1 protein-coding gene is annotated in these 299 nt (G+C 64.9%); it reads left to right on the top strand.

The features are described 5' to 3' along the window. On the top strand, positions 1-299 hold a 299-nt coding region (locus EN859_RS36970), incomplete at both ends, for a TolC family protein (protein ID WP_189502569.1).

Raw genomic sequence — 299 nt, 5'->3', positions numbered from 1 at the left:
GTGTTGTTCGACGGCGGCCGCCGCGCGGCCAACGTGCAGTTCGCAAGCGAAGGCTACAAGGCCACGCAGGCCAACTATCGTCAGACGGTGCTGAACGCATTCCAGCAGGTGCAGGACGGCATTACGGGTCTTGCGGTGCTGGACGGCGCGGCGAAGCAGTCTGAAGACGCGGTGGCGGACGCGCAACGCCTGCTCGCGCTCGCTAACGACCGCTATTCAGGCGGCCTTGTCGCGTATCTGAACGTGATCACCGCGCAGCAGTCGCTGCTCAACAGCAAGCGCCAGGACGCGCAGATTCG

The sequence above is a fragment of the Mesorhizobium sp. M00.F.Ca.ET.216.01.1.1 genome (assembly GCF_004010325.2).
GTDB lineage: Bacteria > Pseudomonadota > Alphaproteobacteria > Rhizobiales > Rhizobiaceae > Mesorhizobium.
Note: the sequence above shows the minus strand (reverse complement) of the source record. Positions and strands in the feature narration are given on the sequence as shown.